The organism is Streptomyces sp. NPDC051738 (genome assembly GCF_044453205.1).
In the GTDB taxonomy this organism is placed as follows: Bacteria; Actinomycetota; Actinomycetes; order Streptomycetales; family Streptomycetaceae; genus Streptomyces.
This window is the reverse complement of record NZ_JBITCM010000030.1, coordinates 1-25,341: the sequence shown is the minus strand read 5'-3', so window position 1 is coordinate 25,341 and position 25,341 is coordinate 1. Positions and strand designations below refer to the sequence as shown.

Annotated in this window: 16 protein-coding genes and 2 pseudogenes; 14 read left to right on the top strand and 4 right to left on the bottom strand. The window is 67.9% G+C overall.

All coding sequences use genetic code 11. From position 1 onward, the window contains the following. The first annotated feature begins 126 nt into the window (after positions 1-126). The 3 genes and pseudogenes from ACIA8X_RS42815 to ACIA8X_RS42805 all read left to right on the top strand — a co-directional run. Complete coding sequence (locus tag ACIA8X_RS42815; RefSeq protein ID WP_393459334.1) at positions 127-1,134, top strand: hypothetical protein; 1,008 nt, start codon at positions 127-129, stop codon at positions 1,132-1,134. A 370-nt stretch (positions 1,135-1,504) separates the two neighbouring features. Continuing rightward, positions 1,505-1,765 (top strand): ANTAR domain-containing protein, encoded by a 261-nt coding sequence (locus ACIA8X_RS42810; protein ID WP_393459331.1) that lies wholly within the window; start codon positions 1,505-1,507, stop codon positions 1,763-1,765. Between the two features lie 198 nt (positions 1,766-1,963). Next, positions 1,964-2,290 (top strand): annotated as a pseudogene (locus tag ACIA8X_RS42805) (CBS domain-containing protein); the annotation flags it as partial. Between the two features lie 198 nt (positions 2,291-2,488). Here the strand turns inward: ACIA8X_RS42805 and ACIA8X_RS42800 are convergent. Further along, on the bottom strand, positions 2,489-3,721 hold the full coding sequence (locus tag ACIA8X_RS42800; RefSeq protein ID WP_393459328.1) for a serine/threonine-protein kinase: 1,233 nt from the start codon (positions 3,719-3,721) through the stop codon (positions 2,489-2,491). Between the two features lie 812 nt (positions 3,722-4,533). On the opposite strand from ACIA8X_RS42800, the gene ACIA8X_RS42795 reads away from it, so the two are divergent. The 3 genes and pseudogenes from ACIA8X_RS42795 (at position 4,534) to ACIA8X_RS42785 (ending at position 6,383) form a co-directional block, all read left to right on the top strand. Continuing rightward, the gene (locus tag ACIA8X_RS42795) at positions 4,534-4,887 is read left to right on the top strand and encodes a hypothetical protein (protein WP_393459325.1); all 354 of its coding nucleotides are present in this window, start codon (positions 4,534-4,536) and stop codon (positions 4,885-4,887) included. A gap of 139 nt (positions 4,888-5,026) precedes the next feature. Beyond that, positions 5,027-5,287 (top strand): annotated as a pseudogene (locus tag ACIA8X_RS42790) (RNA polymerase sigma factor); the annotation flags it as partial. A gap of 622 nt (positions 5,288-5,909) precedes the next feature. Beyond that, positions 5,910-6,383, top strand: coding sequence for a hypothetical protein (locus tag ACIA8X_RS42785; RefSeq protein WP_399460597.1), 474 nt, complete (start codon positions 5,910-5,912; stop codon positions 6,381-6,383). 145 nt (positions 6,384-6,528) lie between these two features. On the opposite strand, the gene ACIA8X_RS42780 is transcribed toward ACIA8X_RS42785, so the two are convergent. The 3 genes from ACIA8X_RS42780 to ACIA8X_RS42770 form a co-directional block, all read right to left on the bottom strand. Continuing rightward, positions 6,529-8,775, bottom strand: coding sequence for a peptidoglycan recognition protein (locus ACIA8X_RS42780; protein WP_399460568.1), 2,247 nt, complete (start codon positions 8,773-8,775; stop codon positions 6,529-6,531). A 214-nt stretch (positions 8,776-8,989) separates the two neighbouring features. After that, a complete protein-coding gene (locus ACIA8X_RS42775) occupies positions 8,990-9,946 on the bottom strand; it encodes a L,D-transpeptidase (protein WP_393459316.1) in 957 nt (318 codons plus the stop codon). A 30-nt stretch (positions 9,947-9,976) separates the two neighbouring features. Next, a complete protein-coding gene (locus ACIA8X_RS42770) occupies positions 9,977-10,441 on the bottom strand; it encodes a hypothetical protein (RefSeq protein WP_393459313.1) in 465 nt (154 codons plus the stop codon). A 1,272-nt stretch (positions 10,442-11,713) separates the two neighbouring features. Between ACIA8X_RS42770 and ACIA8X_RS42765 the strand changes: the two genes are divergently transcribed. The 8 genes from ACIA8X_RS42765 to ACIA8X_RS42730 all read left to right on the top strand — a co-directional run. Continuing rightward, complete coding sequence (locus tag ACIA8X_RS42765) at positions 11,714-19,462, top strand: DNRLRE domain-containing protein (protein WP_399460596.1); 7,749 nt, start codon at positions 11,714-11,716, stop codon at positions 19,460-19,462. Between the two features lie 32 nt (positions 19,463-19,494). Then, a complete protein-coding gene (locus ACIA8X_RS42760; RefSeq protein WP_393459310.1) occupies positions 19,495-20,106 on the top strand; it encodes a hypothetical protein in 612 nt (203 codons plus the stop codon). Positions 20,107-20,392: 286 nt separating this feature from the next. Then, entirely contained in the window at positions 20,393-20,914 is a 522-nt protein-coding gene (locus tag ACIA8X_RS42755; RefSeq protein ID WP_393459307.1) for an SMI1/KNR4 family protein, read from the top strand. 295 nt (positions 20,915-21,209) lie between these two features. After that, the gene (locus ACIA8X_RS42750; RefSeq protein WP_399460567.1) at positions 21,210-21,752 is read left to right on the top strand and encodes a hypothetical protein; all 543 of its coding nucleotides are present in this window, start codon (positions 21,210-21,212) and stop codon (positions 21,750-21,752) included. 505 nt (positions 21,753-22,257) lie between these two features. After that, entirely contained in the window at positions 22,258-22,689 is a 432-nt protein-coding gene (locus ACIA8X_RS42745; RefSeq protein ID WP_393459301.1) for a hypothetical protein, read from the top strand. Beyond that, positions 22,686-23,588, top strand: coding sequence for a hypothetical protein (locus ACIA8X_RS42740; protein WP_399460566.1), 903 nt, complete (start codon positions 22,686-22,688; stop codon positions 23,586-23,588). The genes ACIA8X_RS42745 and ACIA8X_RS42740 overlap by 4 nt, the downstream gene beginning before the upstream one ends. Positions 23,589-23,778: 190 nt before the next feature. Continuing rightward, positions 23,779-24,867, top strand: a complete 1,089-nt coding sequence (locus ACIA8X_RS42735; protein ID WP_399460565.1) for a YihY/virulence factor BrkB family protein — start codon at positions 23,779-23,781, stop codon at positions 24,865-24,867. A 192-nt stretch (positions 24,868-25,059) separates the two neighbouring features. After that, a partial coding sequence (locus ACIA8X_RS42730) for a leucine zipper domain-containing protein (RefSeq protein WP_399460564.1) occupies positions 25,060-25,341 on the top strand: 282 nt, incomplete at its 3' end.

The following is a 25,341-nucleotide window of genomic DNA, read 5'->3' as shown; positions in this document are numbered from 1 at the left end:
ACCAGGCGCCGTACCCGACAACGAACCTTGCGGAAGCCGACACTTGAGCCGCTCCGCGAGCCATTACACTGCCGCGATGTCGCCGTGCGACACAGCAACTGGCCGAAAAACAACGGTGGGAGAGGCATGGCAACGGGGGGATGGGGTCCGGGAACGGGTTCGGGACAACCTGGAGGCAACGGACCGGGCGGACCGGGCGGCCCGGGTTGGGGCAATCCTCCAGGGTCGACGGCCAACAACCCCTACGGGCCTCCGCCCGCGGGCGGTCCCTACGGCCCGCCCGCGCCGAACCCGTATCCGAACCAGAACCCGTATCCGAACCAGCACCCGTACCCGTACGGCCCACCGGCCCCCGCTCCCGCGCCCCGCCGCCGCAGCCGCCTGTGGTTCTTCTCCGTCTTCTTCCTCGCCGGCGCCGTCATCCGCTCCGCGCACCGTGTCGCCGCCCGGCTCTTCGTGCAGGAGGGTGAGGGCCGGATCGAGGACCGCACCGTGGACCGGGTCCAAGTGGCCCGCACGGTGCTCGGCGTCATCGCCACCCTCGCACTGATCCTGATCTACGGAGTGGAGGCGGACCGCTGGGAGGACGCGGGCACGGACGGCATCGCCAACCTGATCATCACCCCGATCCTGCTGATCTGCGCCGGACCGCTGGTCATCCTCGGGTTCATCCTCTACGCACCCCCGCCCCAGCGGCCGCTGCTGCGCTCCCGGCTCCGTGCCCCGCTCAAGGCGGTCGGCTGGTACGTGCTGACGGTGGTCGTCATCGGCGGGGTCCTCTACGTGGCGGCCCAGAGCGCGCTCGACAACCGCAAGGACTTGGTCGGCTATCTGATCGCCTTCACGGCGCTGGCCGTGATCGTGTGGGGATTTCCCTTCTTCTTCTTTGCGTCGCTGTACTCGGCGCGCAGCGCCTTCAACACCGCCCACGTCCACGCGATGCTGCCGCCCGTGATCACCGCGATCCTGGTGTGGGTGCTCGCGGTCTTCAACCTGATCGACAGCGGCATGCCCAAGGGCCCGCCGGTCTTCCAGTTCTGCTCCCTGCTGGGCGGGCCGCTGTCCGTGACCGCTGTTTCGCTGTGGGAGCTGCGGCGGATGCGGACCCGGTACGGGATCACCGTCCGCGGCTGATCCGCGGCGGCAACCCGTGAAGGCGATTCTCTGTCATTGAAACGAGGTGCGGGTGCCATAGCTGTGGACGCGTTCCGCGACCGGGCGCGTAGTGAGGAGAGACGAAGTCGCCTCCGGTACGGTCGCGGTTGGTGCGGTCGGCTCATCCCGTCAGGCGGCGCGGTCCATCTGGTCGACGCGCGCGGTCGGCGACCGCGACGCGTATGTGATCCCTGGCATGTGCAAGCTCCTCAGTCGACTGCCCGAGCAGTGGGAGGTCTCGCTCGGTGCTCGCCGGAGCATCCATCCGCGGTGGCCGGCGTACGACCTCGGCACCCCCCACTGCCGTAGCGGGTAGTTCCCGGCTCGACCGCGAACCATCGCGAAGGGTGTGCAGGCCCGTGCCCGCATCGACCAGGCTATGGGCGTGGTGGTCGCGCTCGGAGGCATCCCGCCCGACGACGCACGGGACCTCCTGCGTGAGGTGTCGATGAACACGAACACGAAGCAGAGGACAGTGGCCGAGGCTCTGGTCGCCTGGCCTGCTGGCAGGGCACTGCCCGACAACCTCCGCCAAGCTCTCGACGCCGCTCTCGCAGCACTGCCCTACCCCACTCCTGCAACACCGCCCGAAAACGTGCCCGGCCAATGAAACCGCAGGTTCAGCGGCGTACGAGATGGATCTGAGAATCCGTTAAGCGGGGTGTGCCAGTCCTGGACGACTGGCGGGGCTCGCTGCCGGCTGGGACACCTGCAACCCCGCGGTATTGGACAATCGCCGATCCTGACCGTCGTCCACGCGCGTGGGCTTCGGTTGCCTACGGGTACTCGGAAGGCTGACGGGCGGTGAAAGAACGTCGGCGCCGTTCTGGTCACCGAGGGTGAGCGGTTGCGCGGGCTGGTGAGTGACCGCGACCTGGTGATCCGCGCGGTGGCCGACGGCGGCGATCCGAACGACACGACCGTGGCGAACGCGTGCAGCGACGATCTCGTCACGGTGAAGCCCGACGACGATGTGGGCCGCGCGGTGGAAGCGATGCGGGAGCACTCGGTCCGTCATGTGCCGGTCGCCGACGACGAGCAGCACACGGTAGGCGTCGTCTCCATTGGCGACCTGGCCATCGAGCGCGACCCCCAGTCTGCTCTCGGCGACATCAGCGCCGCCAGGCCCAACAATCAACGCTCCTTGTCCACCGGAGCATGGCCCGCCTCGATCGGATGGCTCCCCGCCACCACGCCGTCCGGCGGCGGGCCTTGCACCCACTGCCTCACAGCACGCCTGGGCACTGCTGAAACCCAAGGAGCAAGCGCTGCCGGTCGAGGGCTCGCGAAGGGCCGGTCGGCACCGGGGCTTCACGCATGCTTCGGCAGCGGCTCAGTCGTCGGAGTGCCCGTTCTCGTCCTTCTCCTTGCCGTGCTTACCCGAGCGCTCGTCGCCGTCGTCCTCATGGTCCTCCTGCGCAGGCGGCGTCGTGGCGGAAGGAGTGGCAGACGGGGGTGTCGGGGTCGGTGCTCGGCTCTCGGGTGACGATCTGACGGTTGTCGGGGTGGGAGAAGAGGGTGACGTAGGAGTGTCGTCGCCGGAGTTCAGCGATGCTCCGAGGGCTGCGGCCCCTGCGAACAGTGCGAGGCCGGCGCCGCAAAGAGTGGATCTGGTGGCCAGTTTGCGGTGGCCGCGACGGCGGGAGTGCGCGCCCGTGCGGGACTCCCCGGGGTGCGGGGCCGGAGGTGTTGGAATCGCCGGGGCGGACATGAGAGTGGTGCTGTTCGGCTCGGCCGGTCGCGGCGTCCCGTGCTGCTCGGCGAGCCAGTCGGCCGCCTGCTCGGCGGTGGGCCGGTGGGCCGGGTCCTTCGCGAGCAGACGCAGCACGTGGTCGGAGAGCGGCTGCGGTATCTCGGGGCGCAGTCGGTCGGGTGGCGGTGGTGTGGCACCGACGTGCTGCTGGACCACCGCCAGCGAGGTCGCTCCGCTGAACGGAGGCTGTCCGGTGAGCAGTTCGTACAGCACGCAGCCGAGGGAGTACACGTCGGAGGCGGGCTGTGCGGACCGACCCAGAGCGCGTTCCGGAGCGAGGTAGTCGGCGGTGCCGAGGATCTTGCCGGTGGCGGTCAAGGTGCTGGCGGCATCCTCGGCGAAGCGCGCGATGCCGAAGTCGGCGATCTTCACTGTGCGGTCGGCGGTCAGCATCACGTTGGCGGGCTTGACGTCCCGGTGGATCACTCCCTGCTGGTGTGCCGCAGAAAGGCCGGCGGCCGCCTGGGCCGTGATGGCTGCCGCCTCCGCCGGCGCCAGGGCGCCGCGCAGGGAGCGTTCCTGGGCCAGGCTCCAGCCATCGACGAATTCCATGACCAGGTAGAGCTGCTCGTGGTGCGCACCGAAGTCGTACATGCCCACGACGTTGGGGTGGTTGAGCCGGGCCGCGATCTGCGCCTCCATGCGGAATCGCTCGGCGTCCGCCGGCTCTTCGGCACGGAGCAGTTTGACTGCCACGGGGCGCCCGAGGACCTGGTCCAAGGCCCGCCACACCTCGCCCATCGCGCCGCGTCCCAGCAGTTCCTGCACCTGATAGCGGTCCGCCAGCAGACCCTGCACACCCACCCCGATCATCACGATGCTCGTACGTCCCCAGAGTCGACTATCACGGTTGCGGCCATTCGGGCCGCGGATGCCCAGGCCCGTGCGTATTCCCCCCTCGGACCGGACGACTCCCGAGGGGCGCGCATGGGGCAGGCAGACGACGGGGGACTCGCCTGCCTGCCCCTCAATGCGCGACCACCCACTCGAAAGGGGGGGCGAGCGGGCGCCACGGGACCCTGGGGCCACCCCCTACAGCGCATTGGATCGCCGACCCGTCACACCCTGGGCACCCACCGCCGAACGGCTCTCACCGCCCGGATGCCCCCGGCGTACGCCCGCAGCAGACGCATGCCGTGACGGTGCCGTGCGAGCAGGGACAGACCCGGTCACGGGGGGAAACCGAGCCTGCCCCTGCATAGCGGCGCCTGCATACCCTCCCCCCGGAGGGTGGGCGCCATGACCCCGCCGGGGTCACTCCCAACAGCGCGCCACACCTCAGGAGTGTCACGGGCGGACGGAGATGGTCGCGAGACCGACACCCTTATGAAGGCGCATACTTACCACCGTCATGACCTCTACATAAATTGCGCGCACAATGGACTTGGGGCGGTGATGCCACTCCGGAAATAGCCCCTTTCATTCCATCCGGAAAAGTGACCTGATGCGTGAACATTTAGGCAACTGCCTGAATGGGCAGCCATATTTGTGTCATTGCGGGCGGCGGTGTAACGCGGCGGCGCATGCAGAACGCAGAAGCAGGAAGAGAGAAGGCGACTACCCGGGCTGAATTTCCGTACCTGGAGCGAGCGCGCCGACATGGCACTACGTCGATCGGATTTCCTGTGAGTAACATCGACCCGGTTCCCGGGTACCAGTCGTACAACCAGCCCTCAGACCGGGACCGCTCCATGCGCAACCAGGCCGCCGCACGACGCGCGGCACTCACTGTCTGCACGATCGCCGACATCGCGGCAGGTCTGCTCGGCCTGTGGATCGTGCTGTTCCTGCTCGACGCGAACCAGGCGAATGTGTTCGTCGAGTTCGTGCGGGGAACGGCGGACTGGCTGGCCTGGTGGTCGCAGGACATTTTCACGATGGACACAGCGGGTCTGCGAGTTGTCCTCAACTACGGCCTCCCGGCTCTCATGTACCTGCTGATCGGCCATGGGATCGCCGCCCGGCTCAACCGAGCCTGACAGCGGACCGGCCTCTGCCGATCGCCACAAATCGCTGCCGCCGGCGACTTCACAACCGACGACCACGTAGGACCCCGGAGGCCCCCTCTTGCGGGCATACGGGCGCCGTACGCCGTGCTCGGGTAGGCACGCTCAGCGCGTGTCGGCCGACGATCTGGCGCTGGGCACGGCGGTCGCCCGGGCCCAGGACGGTGACGAGGCCGCGTTCGCGGTGCTGTACCGATTGGTCCAGCCGGGCCTGCTCGGCTACCTGCGCGGGACCGTGAGTGAGGGCGCCGAGGATGTCGCCGCCGCTGCCTGGCGGGAGATCGCCCGGGAGTTGCCACGGTTTCGTGGCGACGGGCACGGATTCCGAGGCTGGACGGCGAGCATCGCCCGGCGCCACGCGCGCGGCCACCTGCGACGTCGCGGCGCATCGCCCCACTCGGCAAAAAGCCCCTGGGCGCCGGCGACCGGGGACCAGATCGCCCACGCACTGCCCGGAGCCACGCTGTCCGCCGAGACGGCCCGGGCCCTGATCGCCCACCTGCCTTGCGCCCAGGCCGACGCGATCCTCCTCCACCATGTCGTACGTCTGGAGGAGTCCGCGGTCGCCCGGGTCATGGGCAGGCCCAGCGCCGTCGTACGATTCTTGGCCCGCCGTGGAGTGAGGAACCTGGCCCGTTGGCTCGGCCCCGACGATGTGGCACACGATGTCGCGCGGACGCTGGGGGGAACCGAGATGAGCACCCGTCGAAACGGAGACGAACGGTTGAGCGGCGAGGCTCACCACCCCGAGGCCGCGCCACGCTCCGGCCACACGAGCGAACGTGACGACGCATCCGGCCTGGACAGCACGGCCGATCGGATCGGTGAGGCACTGCGGCAACAGCCCGTGGACGACCACGCGGAGCAGTCCGCCCTTGCCGCGTTCCGAAGCGCACGCACGGCGGTCGACGGGGCCCTGCGCACCCGACGCTGGGACGACTTGGCGCCCGAGGCCCCGGACGCAACGCTGGGCGCGCGGCGGCGCACTCACTCTCGTGACGAGCACGCTGCTGGGCGGCATTGCCTTCGCTTCCATCGGCGTGATGGACAGCGGGCAGCACCCCGCTCCCCAGGCCGGCACCAGCGACAGCACGCGCCGGCCGCCCGCACCCACGCCCGGCGAACAGGACTCTCCTTCCACCGGGTCCGGCACACCGCCCACCGCCTCTACTCCACTCCCCAGCACCGCAAAGGACGTCCAGGCACACTGTCGCGTCTACGAGAAGGTCAAGGACCGTGGCCACGCCCTGAACGCCACGGCATGGCAGCGTCTCGTACGCGCCGCGGGCGGCGAACAACAAGTCGCTGCCTACTGCGCCCAATTGACGGGAGCGGCGCAAGAGGCCACCCCGGCGCCGACGAAAACGAACAAGGCAGAGAAGCCCGGGAATACCGGGGAGAACGGAAAGGGCCAAGGCAAGCCGAGCGCCGAAGCGAAGCCGTCGAAGGCGCCTTCCAACCGGCCCTAGACCGCCGCCCGCCGTTCCGAGGCGGGCCTCCGCATCACCGACGGGCCGGATCTGCCACACCGCAAGGGGCCCTCTTCCCGCCTGGCTGACCAGGTGGGAAGAGGGCCCCTGCGCCGTACGCCCCTGATCCGAGGGGCGGTTGGGGTTACTTGATGTAGACGAGGCCGTCGGTGGTGATGGTGGGACGGCCGCTGGTGCCGACGACGACGATCTTGACGGTGTGCTTGGCGCTGCCGGCCCAGGTCTTGGTCCAGATCGCCTGCCGGTAGAGGGTGGTGGAGGACTTCAGGTCGACCGTGCTGACCTTGACGCCGTCGACGTAGACGTACGCCTGACCCGAGGTGGAGGCCCGGGAGACCACCCAGGAGGCGGAGCGGCCGGTGAAGGTCCAGCTGAGGCTGGCGCTCTTGGAGCCGCTGGAGTACGACTTGCCGCCCAGGTAGCTGGTGGACGAACGGGTCGTCCAGCTGCCGGACTTCACCGCCGAGGTCTCCTGAAGGATCACCGGCGTGTAGGAGGCGGACGCGGTGCGGGAGTTACCGGCGTAGTCGAACGCCTGCATCGACCAGGTGGCGGCCGTACCGGAATTGGCGGTGCGGCTGGAGCTGGTAGTGGTCGGGCCGAACGTGGCCGTGGTCGGAGACGCCAGCTTCACTTCGCGCAGTGCCTTGTCGTCGGTCGCCTTCCAGCCGAGGGTGACCGGGATGGCGGTGGTGTTGACGGTGCCGGTGCGCAGGGAGAGCTTCGGCGTGGTCGTGAAGGTCGGTGCGGTCGTCTCCGCTACGACGTTCAGCGCGGCGGTGGTCGCGGTCTTGCCGGACTGGTGCACGGCCCGCACGGCGACGGTGTGGCTGCCCACGGCCAGGGTCGCGTTCGCCGAGGTGGCCGTGGAGGAGGCGGTGGCCGCAACCTTGCCGTCGACCAGCAGCTCGTACTTGGAGATGAGCGAGGCCGGAGTGGTCGCCGTCCAGCGCGCGGTGATGGCGCCCTTGGTGTAGTACGTCGTACCCGAAAGGCCCGCGCCGCCGACGGAGGTGACCTTCAGGCCCTGCACCGGGCCGGCGGCCCAGGTGCGGATGGTCGGCAGCTGGGCGTAGAGGGAGTTGCCGGGGCACTGGGTGTTGTAGCCGTCGCGGTGGCCGGAGATCCGGTTGAACGTGTACTTGGTGCCCGCCGTGTAACTGGTGCCGAAGTAGTTCTTCTGGCTCGCGCCCGCGGTGAGCTGGACGGTGCCGGCCGGGTCGGCGCCGTACTGGCCGAGCTTCCAGGCCGCCACGCGGGCGACGGAGGCCAGCGCGGCGTTGGAGGCGCTGGTGGAGGTGTACTCGCCGAGTACCGCGATGCCGGTGGACTCACGGTTCCAGCCGTAGGTGTGGGCGCCGAGCACCGGCAGGTCGACGCCGCCCTTGCGGCCCTCGAAGACGGTGCCGCACTTGTCGACGAGGAAGTTGTATCCGACGTCGTTCCAGCCGTTGACCTGCGTGTGGTACGCGTAGATGCCCCGCACGACCGACGCCGAGTCTGCGCAGGAGTAGTCGTTGGCCCCGGTGGTGTGGTGGACGAAGACGGCCTTCACGTCGGCGTTGTACTCGGACGGGTCGGGGCTGAGCGACTCGTCCGCGCCCCATCCGGCCCGCGAGGTGACCGGCGGCTTGGGAACCGTGGACGGCGGCGCCGAGGGCGTGGTGGCCGACGGGCTCGGAGACGTGCTCGCCGAGGGGGAGGCCGGGTCCGAAGTGGTCGGGGTCGCCGAGGGCGTGGTGTCGGTCGGCGTGGGGGAGGTGGTGGTCTGGCCGTCCGTCGGCGTCGCGGTCGTACCGTCGGAGGGAGTCGTGGAATCGGTGGGCGTGGCCGCCGGGCTGGTCTCCTCGGCGACGAACGCCGCCGGCTCGGTCGCCTTCGTCTCGGCGTCGGTCACCACGCCCGGGTCGACCAGGTTGACCTCGAGCCCCTTGGGCAGCGAGCCGGTGGTGCCGTCCTCGTGGACGACCTGGACCTGGACGCCGTCGGAGGGACCGACCCACAGCGGCTCGGACGCGCCGCGCATCCCGGCCTCAAGGTCCTCCGGCGGGTCGATGTTCACTTCAAGGTCCTGCCAGGTGCTCCACTCGCCGCTCTCCAGGCCGCGGGTACGCACCTGCGCCGTGCCGTCGAGCTGCTTGACGGCCCCTGTCCAGGAGACGCCGACCAGTGAGAACTGCTCGGTGTCCGTACGCGGCAGCTCCCGCTTGCCGCCCACGGTCCCCTTCAGCGCGAGGTCATAGACCTCCACAGGCCGCTTGGCCCGGCCCTCCGCACCCGGGTCGCCCGACGGGCTGGCGACCGCATAGGTCACCACGCCTCCGCCCCCCAGGACCACCGCACCGAGCGTCAGCCACGCCCGGCGCTTCAAGCTCAACGGTCTGTACGCACGCGTCGTACGACGACTCACGACGAATCCACCCCAGTAGAAGGCCCCAGAAGGCCACGAAGAAAGTCACCTGAGGCACACCCGACACACAGGTGGCCCGCCCTCCCAGCGCGCTGTGACTGGGAAACATCACACAGTTCGAGATCTCGGTGACGTAGATCACCCCATCGCCGACGTCGGAATCGGTCGGCGATGCTCAGCCGATGGCGATGCGGGGGTGGGCGGAGGGGGTGATCCAGCTCATGATGCGGTCCATGGTGGACCGGGGCACGGAGACGCAGCCGGCGGTGGCGCCGTTGCCGTTGACGTGGAGGAAGATGCCGGCGCCGCGGCCGGGAGTGGCGGGCCAGCGGTTGAAGTTGATGACGAGGGCTTTGGCGTACTGGGTGGGGTAGTTGATGAGGTGCTCGCTGCCGCGGTCGCCGGACTCGGTGAGCGGGAAGTCCGCTCCAGCTTCGCCGTGCATGGAGTTGTAGAACTTCGACTCGGGGTCCTGCACCCACCAGTCATCGTCGGTGACCACGTGATACGGCATCGCGGTGCCGCCCGCCACGTGGCCGAACCCCTCCGTGATGGTGTAGGTGCCGCTAGGGGTGGTGTAGGTGCTCTGCCGGCGGGTCGCCCCGTCGGTCACGCCGTTGGAGCCGACCCGGCCCGCGCTCGTGCTGAACTGCGCCTTCCAGCCTGAGGGCCCCTTGGCCCAGGCGGTGACGGTGGCGTAGGAGCCGCCGGCCTTGACGGTGATCAGCTGGGTGGCGTCGCCCACCTCGACCGGCACCGGGAAGTCGGGCGCGGTGGGCGCCTGGGCTGCGGATCCCGTATCGCCGGAGCCCGACCCCGATCCCGATCCCGTGCCGCTCGCGGACTGTCCGGTCCCCTTCGCATCGTCGGTCGATGTGGAGGCGGATGCTGAGGGCGAGGTGGATGCGTCGCCGGAGGCGGAGGGGGAGGGGCTGGCGGAGGGGGAGCCGGAGGAGCTGGGCGACGCGCTGCCGGCGACGGCGTCGGCAGCGGGGTCCTGCGGTGACTGCGGCACCTCGACCGAGTCGGAGGCTGCGGTCTGTTGGGCGTCCTGCCCGCCGCAGGCGGAGATCACCGTGAGGGTGCTGAGAATTGCGGCGGTGATCAGAGCCTTCCGGAGAAGGGCGTGCACAGGGAACTCCTTGGGAGGGGAAGGGCGAGCTCAGTTCGCGGTCGCGGGTGTGGTGGGCAGGGCGCCGGCGCAGGTGGCGCGGCCGAACGTGCCGCTGGCGGTGGCGCTTTGGACGTAGCGGCCGCGGATCGCGAGGGTGCAGCGGGCCTGACCGCCGTTCTCGCCGAGGGTGATGCTGACGGTCGGGGCCTGGCCGAGGGGAACGTCGACGGTCTTGCGCCAGGGCAGGGCGGCGGCTTTGACGACGGTGGCCTTTCCGGCCTCGCTGCGGGCCTGGAAGGTGATGTCGGCGGTGCCTTGGCCGGACACCTCGTAGGTGACCGAGGCGGTGGGGGTACGGCGCTCCGGCTTACCGTCGCTCCCGCCGGTGCCCGCGACGCCGTACACCACGAGTCCGGCGCAGGCGGCCAGCGCCGCGCCCGCCACGATCAGACCCGACCGGTCCGCGCGCCGGAAAAGTGACGGCGTCGCGGATTCCCGTGTGTTGTCGGCCATGAATTATCCCCCCTCGAAATGGGACTGCTCGAAGTCGAACCGGGCGGGTTATACCCGATGCCGTTCGCCGACAGCAAGTGACGGGAAATATCGGGCACTTGGCGACCTGTTCAGTGTCGATCGTCCGCAATGTCCGACGACTTGACATTGCGTCACCGGAATGAATAGAAACCCGGCGCCCCGGCCTGTGAACTCGTGTCTTGCGGCCGGGGTTAATTCCGGCGGCATGTTTATGCCATGACGCAAGAGGAAAGGTTTGGCGTGAAACCCAGACTGGGCAGGCTGATAGCGTGTCTGGTGGTAGCCGCGGTGGCGAGCACCGCGTTGCCCCAGGTCGCGTACGCGGCGCCCGCTGATGACGGTGATGACAAGGGGATTGTCGACACCGTCAAGAGCTGGTTCGCGGATGACGATGACGATAGCGGGGAATTGGCCAAGCCGCCGTCGCATGACGAGTTGGAGATGGCCGACCGGCAGAAGCTGCCGAAGGGCAAGGCCGCTCCGAAGGCGAAGCGGGTCAAGGAGCTGAAGGGCCGGCGCACGGCGAGTGCGCGGTTCTGGCAGTTGTCGGACGGCCGGGTGGAGGCGGAACTGTCGGCGGTGCCGACGTCGTACCGCTCGGGGTCGGGCAAGAAGGCTTCCTGGAAATCCATCGACACCGCCGTGCGTGGTACGAAGGCGAAGGGTTTTGAGTTCGCCAACACCACGAACAACGGGCGGTCCTGGTTCGGTGATGACGCCGACCGGCTGGTGCGTTTCGCGTCGCCGAGCGGCCGTTCGGTCACCCTGGGTCTCGACGGTGTGAAGGACGGGGACCTCAAGCCGACGGCCAAGGGCTCCACGGTCACGTACGAGGATGTGGTGCACGGCGCGGACATCGAGTACGCCGTCGGCCCCGGCCGGGTGAAGGAGAACATCACCCTGGCCGAACGTCCCGACGGGACCGTGGAGTTCACCTTCACGCTGGACTCCGACGGGCTGGTGCCCAAGGCGCGCAAGGACGGCTCGATCGCGCTGTACGGCGAGTTGCCGCACACGCCGGAGCTGGTGATCCCGGCGCCGTACATGACGGACGCGAAGAAGGCGGAGAAGTCCGTCTTCGGCAGGACCTACAGCACCAAGGTCACCCAGAAGCTCACCAAGGACGGCGACTCCTGGAAGCTCACCGTCACGCCGGACGCGAAGTGGCTGGCGTCGAAGGAGCGGCAGTACCCGGTGGTGATCGACCCGACGATCACGATCGCACCGTCGCCGACCGACTCGCAGGACACGATGGTCCTGTCGGATCAGCCGTCTGCGAACTTCAACACGACCTGGAAGCTGTCGGCGGGCAAGACCGACACGGGTACCTCCCGATCGTTGATCAAGTTCCCGCTGAGCGAGATCCCGTCGGGCACGCCGATCGACACCGCGCGCCTGGAGATGTACTTCGACCAGGCGCATACGACCAATGCCAACGACGTGACCATCGGCGCCTACCGGGCCACCGGCACCTGGGACGAGCTGTCGGCGACCTGGGACAAGACCAGTGCGCTGGTGGGCGAGTTGTCCGGCACGAGCGTGCAGGTGGACGACGGGGACGCCGGGACGACGGCGGCGGTCGGAACGTGGCCGCGGGGCTCGCAGACGTACGGGATCGACGGCGACTACCTGTACAACAAGGACTCGATCACCACTGACACCTACACCTGGCAGCCGAAGATCCCGGAGACGGCCTCCTACCGGGTGGACGCGCACTATGTGACGGCCTCGGACCGCTCCACGGCGGCCCCTTACACGGTGACCGGGCAGGCCGGTACGGCCACCTACACCGTGGACCAGACGGCCGGCTCGGGCGGGGTGTGGGCGTCGCTGAACGGCGGCTCGCAGATCGACTTCGCCAAGGGCACGGCCGGCAAGGTCGTCCTGGGGGACACCGACAGCTCGACGGCGGTGATCGCGGACGCGGTGCGCTGGGTGAACCCGGCGTCGATCGTGAAGAACACCGGCGAGTACAACCAGTGGCACAAGTTCCCGGTCACGGACACGGTGCAGCAGTGGCTGGACGGTACCGCCACCAACCACGGCTTCGTACTGAAGGCGACCAACGAGTCCACCACCCCGACCGGCGGCCCGCGCTATGAGGCCGGTGACGGAGACTACGGCGGCGAGACCTCCACGATCCCGCGGCTGACGGTCACCTACGGCAAGGTCGGCACGGCCCTGAACTCGCCGACGGTGATCCACGGCACGGGTCCGGAGCTGTCGTGGAAGACGTACTCCAACACCACCGGTGACAGTGGTCTGGACATCGCGGAGTACCAGCTGCACCGCTCCACGCAGCAGGCGTTCACGCCTTCGGCCGCGACGCTGGTCGCGCCGATCGACAAGGCGGCCACCAGCTACACGGACACCACCGCGACACCGACCCCGGACTCCTCGGCGAACGAGATCGGCCGCTCGTACTACTACCAGTTGGCGGTGAAGACCAAGAGCGGCGAGCTGCTCGGCTCACCGACCCGCATCGTCGGCGTGCCGAAGGCGGGCCGCACCATGCGGCTGATCCAGGGCACGTCGGGGGTGACGGACACGACCCTGTCGTCCGCGCAGCCGACCACCAACCAGGACGCCATCCAGTCCTTCGGCGTTGGCCAGAAGTGGCTGAGCGTGGGCAACAACTCCGCCACGTACGGCAAGACCCGCGCGGCGATGAAGTTCGCCACCTCCGACATTCCGACCACGGCCACGGTGCTGGAGTCGCGGCTGTTCATGTGGGGCGCGGAGACCACCACCGGCACGAACGGCGCGATCTACGAACTGCGCGGTCTGACCCGGGACTTCGCGGAGACGTCGGCCACCTGGAACAACGCCACCTCGACGACGGCGTGGACGACGCCCGGCGGTGACCACTCCGGCACGGTCTCGGACACGGTCGCCCAGGTCTCGGAGGTCGGCCGGCACTGGTGGGACGCCACCTCGCTCACCCAGGGCTGGGCCAGGACACCGTCCTCCAACAAGGGCGCGATGGTCAGGCTGAAGGACGAGACGGCCACCGGCCCGCAGGAGCGCACCCTGTTCCTCGCGTCGGAGGCGTCCGACTACCAGCTCGGCCCGCTGCTGCGGGTGATCTACGTCGACTCCACCACGGAGGACACGTACTACGCGCCGCAGACCCCGGCCCGGATGACCCCCAACTCCACGTACACGGTGGACTTCACGGTCACCAACACGACGAGCTCCGCCTGGGCGAGCGGTGAGCGGGCGCTGTCGTACACGTGGAAGCTCCCGGACGGCACGGACGTCACCACCGGCGGCAACCAGCTCTCCACGGCGATACCGGCGCTGAGCCCCGGCCAGTCGGCGACGATCCAGGCGCAGGTCAAGACGCCGATCAACTCCGACTCCGGGAACAAGCGCACCGAATACGTGCTCGGCTGGGACGTGAAGAAGGTCTCCGACGGCAGCTGGCTGTCCGCCGGAACCGGCGGGATTCCGACGCTGAAGCAGAACGTGGCGGTGGAGGACCCCACCTCCAACGCCCTCGGCCTTGAGAAGTTCTACTCCTACACCGGCAAGAACACCGGCGCGGGCTCGACGGTGATGAACAACCTCGCCTCGGGCAACAGCGTGTGGTCCTACAACGCGTTCACCAACCCCGGCCGTGGCCTGACCACGTTCGCCCGGTTCGCGTACAACTCGCTGGACACCTCCGACACCGTGTCGGGTGCGGGCTGGTCGGCGCAGCTGGCCGGGCCGATCCGGCTGGGTGCCCCGCTGGACTTCCACCCGAACCCGAACGCGAACGCGACGCAGATCCGTCTGCCCGACGGCGACGGCACCACGCACGTCTTCACCAAGCAGGCCGACGGCACGTGGAAGGCCCCGGCGGGCGTCCACTACCGCATCACCATGAAGACGGGCCTGGACTGCACCCCGAACAAGGACCCGATACCGGACGCCTGGACGCTGCTGCGCCCGGACGGCACGCGCTTCTTGTTCGGCTGCGACGGCTACCTGACGTCCGTCGTCGACAAGAACGGCAACACGCAGACGTACACGTACGAGGAACGCAAGTCCAACAACAAGCCGACGAAGTTCCTCACGTACATCACCGACCCTGCTGGCCGACAGTCACTGCGGGTCGAGTACTACAAGAAGGGCGACGCGTCGTATGAGTTCATCGACGACACGGGTGCCAAGGTCACCGGTTCGAACCTGACGAACTCGAAGATCTACGACCACGTCAAGTCGATCACGGACATCTCCGGGTCCGTCCCGGGCCTGCCGGTCCGTAAGATCTCCTTCTTCTACACGACGAAGGGCCTCCTCGGCCGGTTCACCGACGGCGACGGCTCCAGCCAGCCGAAGGTCTTCAAGTTCACCTACGACGCCACCCAGGGCAACAAGAACGTCAAGCTGGTCAAGGCCACCGATCCGCGAGGCAACGGCACTGACCTGGCGTACTACGCGCCGCAGGCGGGCGACGACCCGAAGTACCACTGGTGGACCAAGACCATCACGGACCGTCTCCAGGGCAACACCGGCTTCGCGTACGCGGCGAACACCACGAACACCAAGTTCACCGACACCACCGTCACGGACGCCGAGACGCACGCCACGAAGTACGTCACCGACGACTTCGGCCGCCCGGTCCAGACGACCAACGCCAAGTCCCAGAACACCAAGATGAGCTGGGGTGCGGACAACAACGTCACGTACCTGGAGGAGGACAACGGGGCGAAGACCGCGTACTGCTACGACCAGAAGACGGGCTACCCGCTCTGGCAGCGCGACGCGGAGAACAACAAGTCGGGTGTCCCGGACCAGACGACCGCCTGCGTGACGGACACCTCCAAGTGGCCGGCCAACGCCGTCAAGTACGAGTACCAGACCCGTGCGGACGGCTACTCCGCCGACCTGTTCCGCAAGACCTCCCCGGAGGGCCGCAAGTGGCAGTTCGGCTACGACACGTTCGGCAACCTGAAGACGGTCACCGACCCCAAGGGTGTCGCGACGACGACAGTGCCGGACGACTACACGACGAAGTACGAGTACGACTCCTACGGGCAGCTGACCAAGGCCATCGACGCCAACGGCAATCCGACCACGAACAGTGACTTCGGGCCGACCGGCTACCCGGCAAGGATCACCGACGCACTGAACAAGTCCACCTCGTATGTGTACGACGAGCGCGGTCAGGTCACCGAGGTCACCGACGCGCGGGGCAAGACGACCACGCAGGACTACGACACCTTCGGGCGTCCGCTGGTCTCGACCGTGCCGAAGGACCAGGACGAGACCGCGCTGATCACCACTCCGGCCCCGGAGTTCGACGCCAACAACAACGCCACCAAGGTCACGGCGCCCAACGGCGCAGTGTCCACGGCGGTGTACGACGCCGCGGACCAGGTCATCTCCGCGACCGCGCCGAAGGACTCGCCGACGGCTCCCGAACGCACCACGGCCTACACCTACGACAAGGTCGGCAACGTCAAGACGGTCACCGAGCCCAAGGGCACCGCGACCACCTCCGTGCCGGGCGACTACCTCACCACCAGCAACTACAACGAGATCTACCAGCTGGCCTCGGTGGTCAACGCCGCCGGTGACAAGGTCGCCTACCAGTACAACAACGTCGGCGACGTCGTCACGGTCATCGACCCCAAGAAGAACGCGACCGCCGACACCACCGACTACTCCACCAAGAGCGAGTACGACCTGAACCACCGCGTCGTGCGGGTCACGGACGCTGCCGGGAAGTTCACGTCGAGCACGTATGACAAGGACGGCCTGGCGGTCGAGACCACAGACCAGGAGGGCAACACCACGTTCGTCACCTACGACGAGCGCGGCAAGCAGACAGAGGTGAAGGTGCCTCACGAGGGCACCACCTACCGGGTCTCCAAGACCGAGTACGACCAGGTCGGAAACGTCACGAAGGCGATCAGCCCGCGCGGCGCCGAGACCGCGACTGCGGGCGACTTCGAGAGCCGCACCGAGTACGACGCCCTCAACCGGCCGACCAAGCAGTACCAGCCGTACGCCCCGGGCGACGCCCGCTACAACGACCCGAACGTCTACAGCGAGACGGTCTATGACGAGGTCGGCCGGGTGGCGAAGACCTCGCTGCCGCCCTCCGAGGGCCAGAGCGTCCGCAACGACACCACCTACGAGTACTTCGACAACGGATGGCTGAGGTCGTCCACGGACCCCTGGGACATCACCACCACCTACGACTACAACGACGTCGGCCAGCAGACCGCCCGCACCCTGGCCTCGGCCGGAGGCTCCTTCAACCGCACCATGGGCTGGAGCTACTTCCCCAACGGCCGCCTCAAGTCGAAGACGGACGACGGCGTCCCGGTCGGCACCGCGGTCCCGCTCGTCGACAACTCCGACACCCAGAACACCAGCTCGACCGGCACCTGGACCAAGGCCAGTGCCACCGGGCAGCAGGGCCACGACCACCAGGTCCACGCCGCCGGAACCGGGACCGACGCGTTCACCTGGACGCTGAACATCCCCAGGAACGGCACCTACACCGTCTACGTCAAGTACCCGCAGGTGTCCGGAGCGGCCACGTCCGCCAAGTACACGGTCACCCACGCCTCGGGAACCACCGACAAGACGATCAGCCAGGCGACGGGAGCCGGGACCTGGGTCCCGCTGGGCTCCCACACCTTCACCCAGGGCAACTCCGCCAAGCTGCAACTGTTCCAGAACAGTGGCGGTGCCGTGGTCGCCGACGGTGTGAAGCTGGTGCGCGACAACTCGGGCGACACCGACAACGAGAAGCACACCTTCACCTATGCCTACGACCTCAACGGCAACCTGGCATCCATCGACGACACCTCGTCCGGTGCCAGGATCGACGCGTACACGCTGACCTACACCGGCCTCAACCAGGTCCAGAAGGTCACTGAGGCGCTGGCCGGACAGGAGAAGAAGGCCACCACCTACTCGTACGACACCAACGGCCAACCGGAGACGATCAGCCACCCCGACCAGCACTCCAAGTTCACGTACGACCTGCGTGAGCTGGTCAAGTCGGTCTCCGTCGGCGACTCCGCCATGGACCCGTCCCCGAATGTCTCCTCGTACACGTACACCGACCGCGGACTGCCGCTGCAGGAGACGAAGCCGAACGGCAACACCGTCGACCACACCTACTACCGGGACGGCACGGCAAAAACCCAGACCGAGAAGAAGCCGGGCGGCACCCTGGTCTCCTCGCACACCTACGCCTACGACGCCAACGGCAACCTGGCGCAGGACGTGGCGAAGAAGATGAACGCCGACAACCACACGGCGTACCTCTCCTCGACCACCAACCTCACCTATGACCCCGCCGACCGGCTGGCGCAGGCGGTGAAGACCGGCACCGGAGCCGGCACGGAGAGCTACGTCCACGACGACAACGCCAACGTCGTCAGCCAGACGGTCAAGAACGAGTCCACCAACTTCACCTACGACCGCAACCGGCTGCAGACCTCCACCACGAACGGAGTGACGTCCAACTTCACCTACGACCCCTTCGGACGGCAGGAGTCAGTCACCGCCGACGGAAAGATCCAGTCCCGCAACGTGTACGACGGCTTCGACCACGTCGTCGAGTCCCAGCAACGGGGCGCCGACGACACCATGAAGTCGACGACGTACACGTTCGACCCGCTCGACCGCACCACGGCCAAGACCGCGGACGGCAAGACCACCGACTACCAGTACCTCGGCCTGTCCGACGAGGTACTGAACGAGGAGGTCGCCGGCGCGCTGACGAAGTCCTACGAGTACAGCCCGTGGGGCCAGCGGCTCTCCATGGTCAAGCACAACAGCGACGGGACGAGCGAGGACGCGCACTACGGCTACAACAGCCAGAGCGACGTCGAGACCCTCACCACCGACACCGGTGACACAAAGGCGACCTACGGCTACACCGCCTACGGCTCGGAAGACACCTCCGAGTTCACCGGCATCGACAAGCCTGACACCGCGGACCCGACGAAGGAGGCGTTCAACCCCTACCGCTACAACGCCAAGCGGTGGGATGCCCAGTCCGGCACCTACGACATGGGCTTCCGCGACTACGACCCGGGCCTGAACCGGTTCACCTCGCGGGACATGTACAACGGCGCCCTCGCGGACATGGGCCTCGGCACCGACCCCTTCACCGGCAACCGCTACGCCTTCACCGGCGGCAACCCCACCAGCAACGTCGAACTGGACGGGCACTGGTTCGCCCTGGCCATGCCGGCGCTGTCACTGGGCCCGGTCGGTGTCGCGGTGGTGGCAGCGGTGGTCGTCGTCGCCGCCGTGGCCTACGTCGCCACCGAGGTGGCGAACGACACCTCCGACGACACGTCCGACGAGTCGAAGGAGGAGGAAGCGCCCAAGCCGGATCCCAAGCCCACGCCGCGAGGGCCGGCGCCGAAGGACGACACCAAGACCGGGGGCGACTGCAGCAGCGGTTCGGGCGGCTGGGTCAAGCACGGTGACCTGGACGCGAAGAACGGCAACCGCTCCACCGGCGCCACCGCCTGCCTTACCGAGTCGTACCTCGACACTCACGAGGGCAGCGACACGAATGTCAAGGTGGTCGCACCGCCCGGATATCAGTGGGCCCGTCGCGCCGCCTTCCACTTCGGTCTCCCGGCCAAGACGAACATCAACGCCTGCCACCTCCTCGGTCAGCAGTTGAGCGGTTCGGGCACCCAGCTCGAAAACCTTGCGACCTGTGCCCGCGGAGCCAACGACTGGCAGACGGGCTCCCAGCAGGGGGCCAACAATATGAAGAACTACGAGAACCAGGTGCGGGCCGCGGTCGACGCTGGACAGGCCGTCTACTACCAGGTGACCCCGTCGTACAGTGGACGCCGGACCGTGGCCACCGGATTCCGGATATCCGCCTATGGGACGAATCCGGACGGATCCACAGGGATCCAGATCGACGCCTTCGTGTCCAACACATTGTTGAACCGCCGGAACCTGGGCATGTTCAACGACCAGAACACCGGGCGGCAGGTTCCCACCGGAGGTACGCCGTGACCGGATCGGGTACAGCAGAAAGGGACAGCAGCATGTCGGCGTGGGACACGCTTCAGCGCCTCATGCCCCCTACGGCCGAGAGCGACACCTCGGTGGACTGGGGCCGCGTGGAACAGTCGTGGGGAAGGAGCTTCCCCTCCGACTACCGCCGGTTCATCGACTCCTACGGAGCGGGTGGAGTTGAGGACTGCCTGGGGATCGTCGCCCCCGAGAACAGGCAGGAACCACCTGCCTCGCCCTACGGCGGCATGATCCACGAAACGGCCAACGCCGAGGGAGCCTGGGGCAGGATCCCGAAGGCCGCTGAGGCGGCCGGTCTGGATCCGGTGTTGATCGCGTGGGGGGTCTCCTGCGCGGCCGACATCCTGTGCTGGGACGCCTCGGCCGAGGACCCGGCCACCTGGCCTCTGCTCGTGTACAACAGGAACGACAACCTGTGGCGTCGCTACGACTGTGGAGTGGTCGAGTTCCTCGTGCGTGTCATACGAGCGGAATTCGACGACTGCCCGCTCGGGGACGAGTCCTTCTGGGGTGCGGGCTCCGCCCTCTTCCTCAACGAAGCTGAGGAGCGGCGCCGCATCGAACAGGGCCTGGACCCGTGGACCGGTGGACCGGATCCGTTCGCGGGCATGTCCTTCGGCTGACGCAACCGGTGTGGGCCGGGCTCCGGCCCGGCCCACACCGGCCGGAAAGTGATCGAAAGCGCCCGCCGGCCCGCAGGGGCCGCGCGGCCTGGGCGAGGTTTCCGCACATGGGCACCGATGGTGTGATCCCTGGGAGGAGCGTCCCCTCTGTCCACCGGCTCGGGGACGGATACGAGGCCCATCGCGTCGTGACATCGCAGCAGTCGGAGAACGCCCTTTGCTCTCTCGTGCACGGCGGTCTACCCCCAGACCGGCATCGGCTCAAGGTGCTGGAAGGATCACAGTGGTGGCGACGCTTTCAGAGATAAAAGCCCTGTTGGGTGGCCCCCGGTTCAACTGGTCGGATCCGGCGCCCTGGATCGAACTGGAGCAGGAACTCGGCATCGAATTTCCTGCGGACTTCCGTGAGATCGTGGACGCCTACGGTTCGATCGTGATCAATGGGCAGTTGTATCTGGAGCACCCTGCCGGCCATCTTCTGCACAGTCTGGGAGAAACCATCAGGGGGGATCTCGAGCTATGGCGCGACGAGGACATGGCAGGGTTTCTGCCCAGTCCGGTAGGGGCGGACCCCGGTGAGTTGATGCCGGTGACGTCGGCCATGACCGGGGAATATGTATTCCTTCGCGTTCCTGATGAACCCTCATCTCCCTGGAGCGTCCTGGTTCAGGAGCTCGACAGTCCGGCCCACACTCTCTACGAGATGACGTTCAGCGAGTGGTTGCTGGCGTATCTCAGGGGTGAGGACGTGACGGTGTGTGCTCGCAATCTCGCGCCTGACCGCCCGTTCTGGGAATTCCTGCCCTAAAAACCCCGTCCAGCATTGAGACTCGGCCACGACATCGCATCCCGGCAGGTCGCCATGCTCAACAGTGCATCCTTGGGCGGCAGGGGGGCGATTCCCGGACCCGCCGCACAACAGGGTCAGTGAGGGCGCCTACATCTTCGACCGCACGCACATCGTCGGCGACAAGGTGGGCGGCGACTGGGTGAACGAATCACACCACGGGCTATGTGGACAGCATCACCATGTCCGCCCACACCGAGGACGGAGCATTGGCCGACAACGTGGTGGTCCAGAACAGCCCGGATTGGCAGACGACATGCTGAGGATCGAAGAGCTGGAGGCCGCGCTGCCGTCGATGACTCGGTGGCGTGTGCCGGGCGGGCGCAGTGTGGACTGGGCCGCCCTGGTGGCGGACCTCGGCACGGCGCTGCCCTCGGACTTCCGCTCTCTGGCGGAGGCGTATCCGATCCTGGTCGTCGACGACTTCTTGTCGGTGTCCGTTCCCCGGCCTGGCGCCGAGGCGTCATGGGCTTCCGAGGCCAGGGGGGACGAGATCCTTCAGGATCTCTACGAGATGGGTGACACCGAGGACTACGTTCCCTATCCACAGCCCGGCGGTCTGATCTCCTGGGCGACCTCCAATTCGGGGGACGTCTTCTACTGGAGGACGAGCCCCGAGGACCCGGACGCATGGCCGGTGGTCGTCCGTGGAGACAACGGCGACTGGTCAGAGTTCCCGGTGGGTGCCGTCGAGTTCCTGGCCGGCGTGTACGGGCGCACCATCCACGTGGGTGGCATGCCCAGGTACTTCCCCAGCCACGACCCGCAGGTGCTGGGCCTGAGCGACCGCATCGACTGATCGGTAGCTGAGCCCCACTTCATGTGACCGCCTGACGGCAGCGGTGTCGGCGAGTTTCGCGAGCAAGCCGCCGTCACACCGGCACCGTGAGGAGCAGCGGCAGGAGCAGCCCCTGCAGCGGCCGTTGATCCCCCATGACCGCGCGCGTGCGCGCAACGCGTGGACCAGTCCCGCCGCCCCAGCTCGTATCTCAGCTCGACAGGGGCGCAGCCGCCGTGCTCCGTCCCTCGGTCACGGTCCTTCCCTGTACTGCTCGGTGACGATCCGTGATCGTAGCGGCTGCCACGCTCCGCCCGCATCGAGCACCGTCAGCCCATACCTCGGGGACCGACGTTCCCCTGTCACCGATCAACGAAAGAGCAAAAGGTTGTACACCTCCTGTGACTTTCTTGTGTGTCAATCAACACGCCTGTGACCCGTGATGTTGGTGATGCGGCATCCGCTTGATCGATCGGGAGATCCACGAGCAGGTCTCCCGACGTACCGAGCGAAGGGGTGGGGCCGCATGAGCCCAGTGGACGAACGCGTCCTGTGTGTCGGAGAGATGCGGTCGTGGGCTGCGGGGTTCGTCGCCCGCGTGACGGTGCGCAACCGGCTGCCGCTGGACTACTCCGTGGCGAGCCTGCGGGTCGTGGATTTCCTGATCGAGGGGCTGCGTAAGGGCGGGGCCGGGCGCGAGCAGGTGCGGGACACTCTGTTCGGGCTCGGCGCCTACGTTGGTGAGGTGCTCGTTCGGCGCGCGGGGGCGGTGTGGGTCGACTTCGACGCCGACCAGCGCACCTACTTCGGCCAGCCGTTCGGTGTACGGATGCCGGACGGCCGGATCTGGAACCCGCTCGGCAAGGTCCACAACCGCTTCGAACTCGGCGGCCCCGGAGAATCGCTCCAGACCTTCTATCTGACGCTGCACGGCCGAGCCAGGAGAGCCGCCGCGTGAGAAAGACCGCTGCCGCGCTGGCGGTGCTCCTCGCCGCCGCGTTGACCGGCTGTGCCGACTCGACGGACGAGGGGAGGCCCGTCGAGTCCGCACAGCCCACGCCCCAGAGCCCGCAGGTCGCCCCCGCCGAGCCCGAGACCGAGCCCGATCCCCGCACCGTCCCCGAGTTCCTCGCCCGCGCCGAGGCGGCGATGGCCGGACAGAAGGGCTGGACGTTCGCTGTGAAGGGCCGCGAGGGCTTGGTCCTGCGGGGCCAGGAGAGCGCCGCGACCTACACGGCCACCGTGCGCCGGACCACGGGCGACCCGTGGGCGCTGCACTCCACCGGCACCACCCTCAGCAAGGGCGTGAGCAAACCCGAGGAGATCTACGTCGCCGACGGAACGGTCTACGTCAAGAAGGGCACGGCCGGCTGGGAACACGGGCCCCTCGGCGCACCGGAGTTCGCGGACGAGGTGGAGGACCCGCTCGCCGCGCTCGACGCCTTCCGGGGATACGGCGACGAGGTCACCTTCACCGCGCCGGAGGACGGCGCGGACGGCCAAGGCGGCGAGGACGGCCGAGTCGAACTGCGCGTCCGTACGGCGGCCGGTCCGCTGACCGGCGTACGGGACCAGGGCGTCGTACAGAAGGCCCTGCGTGAACTCGCCCCCACTCTGAGCCAGTTGCGTGCGGCGGGCGTCGCCGCACCCGACAGCGCGATCGCCGTGGGCGGCGTCGAGGAGTCGCTCGTCCTCGACGCCTCGACTTACCGGGTCACCGCGCACACCTTCAAGTGCACTTTCCTGATCCCTCACGACGGGCAGCGCATCCGGTACGAACAGGAGGTGACCGAGTGGACCTCGGGGGCGTATCAGGGAACCGTCGTGCTGCCTGAAGGGGTGAGGGAGGCCCTGTGAGACCGCTAAGAGGACGGTCGCCTCGTAGTGGACGGCGAGTTCGTCCACACGCGGCGGGCTGATCGTTCGCGCAGGCGTGTCCACCATGAGTGCGCTGGGCGAGCCCGCTGCATAGGTCGACCTCTTTGATCTTGTGACGGTATGGCGCGAATGCGCGTATATGTGGTGCTCAGCGGGATACTCGTGCGGAATGGTACGGACGTTGAAACGGCATGGACGGCATGGACGGCATGGACGGCATGGACGGCACGGCGGGCACGGCACGACCGGCCAGAGGGCCGAGACCGTGCGGGCATCTGAGGCCGGGCCGGATGAGCAGGCGGAGCAGCGGGCGCCGGACACTCCGACGGACCTGCCCAAGCGCTCCTGGGGGGCGGTGCTGAAAGGCACCCTGAAGGAGTTCAAGAAGGACGAGCTGACCGACCGGGCCGCGGCCCTGACCTACTACAGCATCCTGGCGCTGTTCCCGGCACTGCTGGCGCTGATCTCACTGCTCGGGGTCGTCGGGCAGTCGGCGTCGCAGCAGGTTCTGGACAGCATTCAGAACCTGGCCCCGGGTGCGGCACGGGATGTCCTGAGCAACGCGGTGCAGCAGATGCAGGGCAACGCCGGGGTCGGCTCGGTCATGGCGATCGTGGGTCTGCTGATCGCGGTGTGGTCGGCCTCCGGGTATGTCGCCGCGTTCATCAGGACTGCCAATGCGGTCTACGACGTCCCGGAGAGCCGTCCGGTATGGAAGGTGCTGCCGGTGCGCGTCGGCGTGACGGTGGTCCTGATGGTCATGGCGGTGGTCAGTGCGGTGATCGTCGTGTTCACCGGCGGCCTGGCACAGGAAATCGGCAACGCGCTGGGGGTCGGCGACACAGCGCTGACGGTGTGGTCGATCGCGAAGTGGCCGGTGCTGGTGGTCCTGGTCACGACCATGATCGCGATCCTGTACTGGGCGACACCGAACGCGAGGGTCCGCGGCTTCCGCTGGATCACGCCGGGCAGTTTCTTGGCACTGGTGATCTGGATGATCGCCTCGGCCGGGTTCGCGCTGTATGTGGCCAACTTCGCCTCGTACAACAAGACATACGGCACCTTCGCCGGTGTGATCATCTTCCTGGTGTGGCTGTGGATCACGAATCTGGCGATCCTGCTGGGCCTGGAGTTCGACGCGGAGATGGCCCGCCAGCGCGCTGTTGCGGGCGGTCACCCGGCCGAGGAGGAGCCGTACGTACAGCCGCGCGACACCCGGAAGTGGGACGAGGAGGACCGCCGCCGTCTTGAATCCTGAGGTGGTGGAGCACCGGCGCGGGCCTCGTCCAGGATCTCTCCTCCCAAGGCGTCCGCAGTAGCCGTTGGTCTCCGCGATCGACAGGCCCTAGCTGTATTGACCACGAGCGTTGTTAACGCTGGCCGGGCTTGATCATGGCGAAGGCCTCCGTGTGTGGTGGAGGTGTCGAATCTTCACCGCACGGAGGCCTTCGTGTCCCACCGTAATGCCCGGCTGACCGTTCACGGCAGGCGACTGCTGATCGAACGTGTCCGCTCCGGCCGTCCCGTCGCGCACGTCGCCGCGGAAATGGGCATCTCCCGTCCCACGGCCCACAAGTGGATCCGGCGCTGGCGGTCCGAGGGCGAAAGCGGGCTCATCGACCGCAGCAGCCGCCCGCGCACGACACCGCACCGAACCCCTGCCGCAACCGAAGCCCGCGTCTGCCGACTGCGCCAGAGCCGCAAGCTCGGACCCGCACGTCTCGGACCGATC